Here is an 8768-nt window from a genome sequence, read left to right on the forward strand (position 1 = left end):
GTGGTCAGGCCGCTAGACCACAATAAGAGGATATATCATGAAAAGAAAAACAATGGGATGGATTATCGTTTTTCTTCTATTTATAGTTTACATGCTTAACTATATGGATCGTTCAGCATTGTCGATCACCGCTCCACTCATTGAAAAGGAATTAGGATTTAATGCCGCTGAAATGGGTATGATTTTCAGCGCATTCTTTGTTGGCTACGCGCTGTTTAACTTTATCGGTGGCTGGGCCAGCGACAAGTTTGGTCCTAAGACAGTATTTTTGGTCGCCGCATTACTTTGGTCAGTATTTTGTGGGATGACCAGTTTAGTTACCGGTTTATGGACTATGCTGGCTGTACGCGTATTATTTGGTATGGCCGAAGGACCAGTTAGCGCAGCCGGCAATAAAATCATCAATAACTGGATTTCGCGTAAAGAATCCGCCACTGCGATTGGTATTTTTAGCGCCGGTTCACCGTTAGGTGGTGCAATTTCTGGTCCGGTCGTTGGCCTGTTGGCACTTTCATTAGGCTGGCGTCCGGCATTTGGGATTATCTTCCTGTTTGGTTTAGCCTGGGTCATTCTCTGGTACTTCATTGCCAGTGATAAACCCTCCAAAAGTAAACACCTTGCCCCGGAAGAGCGTGTCGATTTTGAAAACCATGACGACATTATTTTAGCGGATGACGGTAAAGCAATGCCTTCTCTTGGCTACTACATGAAACAGCCGATGGTGTGGGCAACGACGCTGGCCTTCTTTAGCTATAACTACATACTCTTTTTCTTCCTGACCTGGTTTCCAAGCTACCTGAATCACTCATTACATCTTGATATTAAAGAAATTAGCATTGCTACCGTGATCCCATGGGTGATAGGCGCAATCGGTATGGTTCTGGGCGGCGTATGTTCTGATTTTATCTATCGCGTTACAGGAAATGCCCTGCTTTCTCGACGTCTTATTCTCGGCGTGTGCCTGGCTGGTGCGGCGATTTGTGTTGGCGTTTCAGGCACAGTCACCACCATCAGCAGCGCCGTTGGACTGATGTCTGTCTCGCTCTTCCTGCTGTATCTGACCGGGCCAATTTATTGGGCTGTTATTCAGGATGTAGTGCATAAAGATAAAGTCGGTAGCGTCGGCGGAGCCATGCATGGGCTAGCGAATATTTCCGGGATTATTGGCCCACTGGTCACCGGATTCATCGTTCAGTTCAGCGGTAAATATGATTACGCATTCTATCTTGCTGGTGCTATTGCGATTGTTTCCAGCTGCCTGGTATTCGTATTTGTCAAAAATAAAGGATTGAAAGAAAATGAAAGTCAAAGCTGTTTACATCAATAAACCTGGTGAAATTGAAACCCGCTGGGTTGATTATCCTGAAAAGAAAGATAATGAAGTGCTGATTAAAGTTGATGCTGCCGGAATATGTGGTTCTGATATTGGTGCATTTCGCGGAACTAATCCTTTAGTAACCTACCCACGTATTATTGGTCACGAAGTTACGGGCGTGGTTATTAAAGAAGGCAATGGTATGCCGGCCAACATAAAAGAAGGAGACCGCGTAATTGTTGACCCTTATATCTATTGTGGTCACTGTTATCCCTGCTCGGTAGGCAGAACAAATTGTTGTGAGAATCTAAAAGTAATTGGCGTGCATATTGATGGCGCAATGCAGGAGGTGGTTGCTCACCCTGCGCATTTGATTCACAAAATCCCTGATGACGTGGCCTCCGAGATGGCACCACTGGCAGAACCGCTGACCATTGCGTTACATGCGCTACATCGGGCCAAACTTACCGCAGGGGAACATATCGCCATCATTGGGGCGGGTGCGATAGGTCTGATGGCGGCACTTAGCGCATTACGTTATGGCGCGACACCTATCCTGATCGATATCGTGGAAGAAAGACTCCAGTATGCCAAATCGCTGGGCGTCCCGTACGTTATCAATCCCTCGAATACGCAGGTTGTTGACGCGATAAAAGATATTACGCAGGGCACGATGGCCCAGGTCGTGGTTGAAGCCTCTGGCGCAAACAGCGCGATTCGCGAAACACTGGATCTGGCCTCTTTTGCTGGTCGTATTGCCTTCACCGGCTGGCCAAAACAGGAAACATCGTTACCCACCAATCTGATCACGTTTAAGGAACTGGATCTTCGCGGATCCCGCACCAGCGCAGGCGAGTTTGAAGAAGCGTTACAGATGCTTGCAACGCTGAACATCAATCCTGCGGATGTTGTCAGCAAAGTAGTGAGTATTGATGAGGTTCCTGCCGCTGTAAAAGAACTCGATCAATACCCGGAACGCTATCTGAAGATCAATGCGACCTTTCATTAATTTTCCCAGGAGATAAAACAATGGAACAAACCTGGCGTTGGTATGGCCCAAACGATCCCGTGTCGTTGTCCGATGTTCGTCAGGCCGGAGCAACCGGCGTAGTAACAGCGCTTCATCATATTCCAAACGGTGAAATCTGGTCCGTAGAAGAAATTCTCAAACGTAAAGAGATCGTAGAGAAAGCCGGTCTGGTCTGGTCTGTCGTGGAAAGCGTGCCGATTCATGAAGATATCAAGACCCATACAGGGCAATACGATCTCTGGATTAGCAATTACCAGCAGACGCTGCGTAATCTTGCCCAATGTGGCATCTATACCGTGTGTTACAACTTCATGCCGGTTCTGGACTGGACGCGCACAGACCTAGATTATGAATTGCCAGATGGCTCAAAAGCCCTGCGCTTTGACCAGATTGAGTTTGCCGCCTTTGAGCTGCATATTCTCAAACGTCCGGGAGCCGAAGCAGATTACACCGCGGATGAGATAGCTCAAGCGGGTGAGCGTTTCGCCACCATGAGCGAAGAGGACAAAGCGCGACTGACACGAAACATTATTGCCGGTCTGCCAGGCGCCGAAGAAGGTTACACGTTGGACCAATTCCGTCGCCACCTGGCGACTTATCAAAATATCGACAAAGCGGCCCTGCGCGAGCACTTTGCCTTTTTCCTGCGGGCCATCATCCCGGTTGCGGAAGAGATTGGCGTACGTATGGCCGTGCACCCAGACGATCCGCCGCGCCCAATTCTTGGTCTGCCGCGTATTGTCTCCACCATCGAAGATATGCAGTGGATGGTGGAAACCGTCAACAATATGGCGAATGGCTTCACAATGTGTACAGGCTCTTATGGGGTGCGCGCAGACAACGATCTGGTAGATATGATTAAACAGTTCGGCCCACGGATTTACTTTACGCATCTGCGCTCCACGCAACGCGAAGATAATCCCAAAACCTTCCATGAAGCGGCACATCTTTCCGGTGATGTCGATATGTACAACGTGGTGAAAGCGATAGTCGAAGAAGAAGAGCGCCGTAAAAATGAAGGTAACTCTGTCTTGATCCCCATGCGACCAGACCATGGTCACCAGATGCTTGACGATCTGAAAAAGAAAACCAATCCCGGCTATTCCGCTATTGGACGTCTGAAAGGTCTGGCTGAAGTACGTGGTGTTGAGCTGGCTATCCGGCGCGCCTTTTTAAGTTAGTCAGATTATTGCCGCATGGTGTCCATCGCTATGCGGTTTTTCATTCCGTCAGGACCGGTCTTTGATAGCACATCATCAAAGAAGATCTTCAATGACAGGAGGTTGTCATGGAACAAAATCTCGCCAACGCTCAGATTTCCACCCCGCGCCCATTCTGGGATCGTTCACGCCTGGTTTCTCGAATCGTACATCTTGGCTGCGGGGCCTTTCACCGCGCCCACCAGGCACTTTATACCCATCATCTGCTGGAAAGCAGCGACAGCGACTGGGGTATCTGTGAGGTCAACCTGATGCCCGGAAACGATGCCACGCTGATTCAAAATCTAAAGGCGCAGGATCTGCTTTATACCGTTGCCGAGCGTGGGGCGCAAAATACAGAACTTAAAATCATTGGTTCGATGAACGAGGCTCTGCATCCAGAATTTGATGGCAGAGATGCAATTATCCGCGCAATGGCGCGCCCGGAAACCGCCATTATTTCACTGACAATTACCGAGAAAGGTTATTGTACCGATCCCGCCAGCGGCGAACTGGATCTGAATCACCCGTTTATCCAGCATGACATTGTAAACCCGCAGTCACCAAAATCGGCGATTGGCTATATTGTCGAAGCTCTGGCGTTGCGTCGCAAGCAGGGATTAAAGGCCTTTACCGTGCTGTCCTGCGACAACGTGCGAGAAAACGGCCATGTCGCGAAAGCAGCTGTCCTGGGGCTGGCAGCGACCCGCGACCCGCAATTGGCCGACTGGATAGCCGCGCATGTTACGTTTCCTTGTACGATGGTGGACCGCATTGTCCCAGCAGCAACGGATGAGGCATTAGCGCAAATCGCCGGGCAGCTTGGCGTGTACGATCCCTGTGCCATTGCCTGCGAGCCGTTCCGCCAGTGGGTTATCGAAGATAACTTTGTTAATGGTCGTCCGGACTGGGATCGAGTTGGCGCGCAGTTTGTGGAAGACGTAGTGCCGTTTGAAATGATGAAGCTGCGTATGCTCAACGGCAGTCACTCTTTCCTCGCATACCTTGGTTATCTGGGTGGCTACGAGACGATTGCCGATACGATGACAAACACGGCGTATCGCAACGCTGCGCTGGCGTTAATGCTTGATGAACAGGCTCCAACGCTGTCGATGCCTGAAGGTACAGACCTAGCAGGTTATGCGGAGTTGCTGATCGCAAGGTTTAGCAATCCATCGTTGAAGCACCGAACCTGGCAAATTGCGATGGATGGCAGTCAGAAATTACCGCAACGCTTGCTGGACCCCATTCGGCTTCATCTTGAACAAGGAGACAACTACCGTCGCCTGGCTCTGGGCGTTGCAGGCTGGATGCGCTACGTCAGTGGTATAGATGAAAAAGGCAATCCAATTGAAGTGGTCGATCCTTTGGCGGAACAGTTTCGGGCTATTTATCAGCACTATCCGTCAACTGGGGAGCGTGTCAGGGCACTACTGGCAATTGACACCATCTTTGGGCGGGATCTGCGCGATAACACCGACTTTGTTGAGCATGTCACCGCTGCCTGTCAGCAATTGCACAGCTTAGGCGCCCGTGCAGCGGTAGCCGATCTGAGTCATTAACGCTTGTTGTTTCAAAGACCCACGATCTGCCTGACGTAAGCCAGATGTTCCAGCGATTTTTGATAAGCACCGTCAGCATCCGCCTGGCGAATCGCATCCACAATTGCTTTATGTTGCTGATTCATACTGGTTAACACATCCCGGTTGCCGGAACGTTTGTCTAGTCCGGCATACGGGATGTTAACGCGTTGCTCCCACAACATACGCGACATATCGAGCAAGACGCGGTTCTGACTGGCTTCAGATACCGTTAAATGGAATTGCTTATCGAGAGAGTAAAAACCATGGACATTGTTTTCACTAATGGCTTTTTCCATGCTGAGGTGCAGCGCTTCAAGCTGGCTAATAAGCTCATCTTTGCCTGCTTCTGCAGCAAGACGTGCACAATGGCTGTCAACCAACTCTCGCGAATAGAGTATTTCTTCAACCGTATAATCACTGGCAGAATGCTTTTTATCAGTAACAATAACGCCATTACCGGACTGGATGGTGATCCACCCTGAGATCTCAAGCACAATCAACGCTTCTCTGAGCGATGCCCGACTCACGCCAAGTTGCTTCGCCAGTTCACGTTCAGGGGGCAAGAAACTTCCCGGCGGAAAAATACTATCGTTGATGAGCTTAATGATGAGATTGGCTATCTTTTGATAGAGCCGCTCCTGTTTTACCTCAGGAATAACCATGTGCATCCCGTTCCCTTTTGTGTACGATTTTTAACTGATTTATCTTATCATTCCCGGAGTTAAGAAACGCATGCCTGAGTCAGTTCCTTGTAACAGAGGTAAACAAATTCACTCTCCAGATACCAAATCCTGCGCACATGCCCAGGCACTCGACCATGCCCACTGGAAGTTATAGCCACCCAACCAGCCGGTGACGTCCATCACTTCGCCGATAAAGTAGAGCCCTGGCACTTTGCGGGCTTCCATCGTGCGCGATGACAGCTCGTTGGTATCGACGCCGCCCAACGTGACTTCAGCGGTACGATACCCTTCCGTACCGTTCGGCTGCACCCGCCACTCGGTCAGCGTCTCAACCAGCGTTTGCTGATCGCGCACGTTAAGCTGCTTCAGCGAAACATCTGGGATTTGCCCTAACTGCTGCAAGCATTCCACCAGACGCTTTGGCAACTGCATTGCTAAGGTGTTCTTTAAGCTCTGGTTAGGGTGTGCGCTACGTTGTTCGTCGAGAAAGCTCGCCAGGTCAACATCCGGCAACAAATTAATGCTGACAAATTCGCCTGGCTGCCAAAAACTGGAAATCTGCAAAACAGCTGGACCCGAAAGTCCTCGGTGTGTAAAGAGCAGATTTTCACGAAATACGGTGCCGTCTTCGGCGGTGATAACGGAAGAGACCGACACGCCAGAGAGCACCTGAAGCTGCTCCAGCAGTGGCTTATGCAACGTAAAGGGCACCAGTCCCGCGCGCGTTGGCAACACCTTCAGACCAAACTGTTCGGCAATTTTATAACCAAACGGCGTTGCCCCCAGACCCGGCATGGAAAGCCCACCGGAAGCGATAACCAGTTTTTTCGTGCCGACCGTCATGCCGTTCAGTTCGAGGGTGAAACCTTCATCATCCTGCACCACGCTCAGGACTTCGCTCCGTAACCGCATAGTTACGTTACCTTTTTCACACTCGTCTACCAGCATATCGACAATTTGCTGAGCGGAATCATCGCAGAACAGCTGACCCAGCGTTTTTTCGTGCCAGGCAATACCGTGTTTGCCCACCAGGTCGATAAAATCCCACTGCGTATAGCGTGCCAGTGCCGATTTGCAAAAATGGGGGTTTTGGCTCAAATAGGCGGCCGGTTCGACATAAAGATTGGTAAAGTTGCAGCGTCCCCCGCCAGACATGAGAATCTTGCGTCCTGGCTTTTTACCATTATCAATAAGCAGTACTCGACTACCTGCTTGTCCTGCCTGCGCGGCACAAAACATACCCGCTGCGCCAGCGCCTATAATAACGGTATCAAACCTTTCCACGTTGCGATCCTCTCTAAAAAGCGGGTGTGAATTGTAAAGATTCCTCAGTGGTCGCACCAGCACCAAACTACCGATAAAGGGTATTTAACTGAAATATATAGGATAATTCTTTAGTGGTGTAAAACAAAGCAGGAGACAAATCAAAAAAACTCTATATTTCACTTTGCCCGCGCCGCCAAAGTCACTGATAATGCGCCGCGTTCATGTCCTCAAAATGGCGTAACGTCCTATGCTACATTTGTTTGCTGGCCTGGATTTACATACCGGGCTTTTACTATTGCTTGCTCTGGCTTTTGTGCTGTTCTACGAAGCAATTAACGGCTTCCATGACACAGCCAATGCTGTCGCAACCGTGATCTATACCCGTGCAATGCGTTCGCAATTGGCGGTGGTCATGGCTGCGTTGTTCAACTTCTTTGGTGTTTTGCTGGGTGGTCTCAGCGTGGCGTATGCCATCGTGCATATGCTACCAACGGATCTGCTGCTTAATATGGGATCGTCACATGGCCTTGCCATGGTGTTCTCCATGCTGCTGGCGGCAATTATCTGGAACCTGGGTACCTGGTACTTTGGTTTACCTGCATCCAGCTCCCACACGCTGATTGGCGCCATTATCGGTATTGGTTTAACCAATGCACTGATGACCGGCACCTCGGTGGTGGACGCACTTAACATTCCGAAAGTTATCGGTATTTTTGCTTCGCTTATCATCTCGCCAATTGTTGGTCTGGTGGTTGCAGGCGGTCTTATTTTCATTCTGCGTCGTTACTGGAGCGGTACAAAAAAACGTGCCCGTATCCACCTGACGCCAGCAGAACGTGAAAAGAAAGATGGCAAGAAAAAGCCGCCGTTCTGGACCCGTATTGCACTGATCCTCTCCGCTATCGGCGTAGCGTTCTCTCATGGCGCTAACGACGGGCAGAAAGGCATTGGTCTGGTGATGCTGGTGCTGATTGGCGTAGCGCCTGCAGGCTTCGTGGTGAATATGAATGCTTCCGGTTACGAGATTACCCGTACCCGTGATGCAATCAATAACGTCGAAGTCTTCTTCCAGCAGCGCCCTGACCTGCTTAAACAGGCCACAGGCGTAGACCAGCTGATTCCGTCCCCGACGGACGCGGCACCCGCGACGACGACAGAGTTCCATTGCCACCCGGCGAATACCATCAACGCGCTGGAACGTGCGAAAGGTATGCTGGCGAACCTGGAAACCTACGACAAATTAAGCGTCGAACAGCGTGGTCAACTGCGCCGTATTATGCTGTGCATCTCTGATACCACCGATAAAGTGGTTAAGCTGCCTGGCGTAAGCGCTGACGATCAGCGTCTGCTGAAAAAACTGAAAGCTGACATGCTGAGCACCATTGAGTACGCGCCTATCTGGATCATTATGGCCGTCGCATTGGCGCTGGGTATTGGTACGATGATTGGCTGGCGTCGCGTTGCCACCACCATCGGCGAGAAAATCGGTAAGAAAGGCATGACTTATGCCCAGGGGATGTCGGCTCAGATGACCGCCGCAGTCTCTATCGGTCTCGCCAGCTACACCGGTATGCCCGTTTCCACCACCCACGTTCTCTCTTCTTCCGTTGCGGGGACGATGGTTGTTGATGGCGGCGGATTGCAGCGTAAAACGGTAACCAGCATTCTGATGGCCTGGGTCTTCACCCTGCC

At 50.4% G+C, this 8768-nt stretch carries 7 protein-coding genes; 5 read left to right on the forward strand and 2 right to left on the reverse strand.

Going from position 1 to position 8768, the window contains the following annotated elements:
• Nucleotides 1–37 precede the first annotated feature (37 nt).
• From FDW94_RS22460 to FDW94_RS22475, 4 genes are all read left to right on the forward strand, one after another.
• Complete coding sequence (locus FDW94_RS22460) at nt 38–1327, forward strand: MFS transporter (protein ID WP_137378284.1); 1290 nt, start codon at nt 38–40, stop codon at nt 1325–1327.
• Complete coding sequence (locus tag FDW94_RS22465) at nt 1299–2324, forward strand: alcohol dehydrogenase catalytic domain-containing protein (protein ID WP_003827481.1); 1026 nt, start codon at nt 1299–1301, stop codon at nt 2322–2324. The genes FDW94_RS22460 and FDW94_RS22465 overlap by 29 nt, the downstream gene beginning before the upstream one ends.
• 20 nt (nt 2325–2344) lie before the next feature.
• Nucleotides 2345–3526, forward strand: coding sequence for a mannonate dehydratase (gene uxuA / locus FDW94_RS22470; RefSeq protein ID WP_137378285.1), 1182 nt, complete (start codon nt 2345–2347; stop codon nt 3524–3526).
• A gap of 107 nt (nt 3527–3633) precedes the next feature.
• Nucleotides 3634–5106, forward strand: a complete 1473-nt coding sequence (locus FDW94_RS22475; RefSeq protein ID WP_137378286.1) for a fructuronate reductase — start codon at nt 3634–3636, stop codon at nt 5104–5106.
• 11 nt (nt 5107–5117) lie between these two features.
• Here FDW94_RS22475 and FDW94_RS22480 read toward each other — a convergent pair whose 3' ends face one another.
• On the reverse strand, nt 5118–5789 hold the full coding sequence (locus FDW94_RS22480) for a FadR/GntR family transcriptional regulator (protein ID WP_079938208.1): 672 nt from the start codon (nt 5787–5789) through the stop codon (nt 5118–5120).
• Nucleotides 5790–5897: 108 nt separating this feature from the next.
• Nucleotides 5898–7094 carry an NAD(P)/FAD-dependent oxidoreductase gene (locus tag FDW94_RS22485; protein ID WP_003827474.1) on the reverse strand — a complete coding sequence of 399 codons (1197 nt, stop codon included), beginning with the start codon at nt 7092–7094 and terminating at the stop codon, nt 5898–5900.
• Between the two features lie 229 nt (nt 7095–7323).
• Here FDW94_RS22485 and pitA point away from each other — a divergent pair.
• The coding region (pitA, locus tag FDW94_RS22490; RefSeq protein WP_137378295.1) for an inorganic phosphate transporter PitA at nt 7324–8768 on the forward strand (1445 nt) is incomplete at its 3' end.

This window comes from Citrobacter sp. wls757 (assembly GCF_005280935.1).
Lineage (GTDB): Bacteria > Pseudomonadota > Gammaproteobacteria > Enterobacterales > Enterobacteriaceae > Citrobacter > Citrobacter portucalensis.

Excerpts from the sequence above, each read along its gene's own strand:
- FDW94_RS22460 (WP_137378284.1), top strand. The coding sequence starts at position 38 with ATGAAAAGAAAAACAATGGGATGGATTATCGTTTTTCTTCTATTTATA.
- FDW94_RS22465 (WP_003827481.1), top strand. The coding sequence starts at position 1,299 with ATGAAAGTCAAAGCTGTTTACATCAATAAACCTGGTGAAATTGAAACC.
- uxuA (WP_137378285.1), top strand. The coding sequence starts at position 2,345 with ATGGAACAAACCTGGCGTTGGTATGGCCCAAACGATCCCGTGTCGTTG.
- FDW94_RS22475 (WP_137378286.1), top strand. The coding sequence starts at position 3,634 with ATGGAACAAAATCTCGCCAACGCTCAGATTTCCACCCCGCGCCCATTC.
- FDW94_RS22480 (WP_079938208.1), bottom strand. The coding sequence starts at position 5,789 with ATGGTTATTCCTGAGGTAAAACAGGAGCGGCTCTATCAAAAGATAGCC.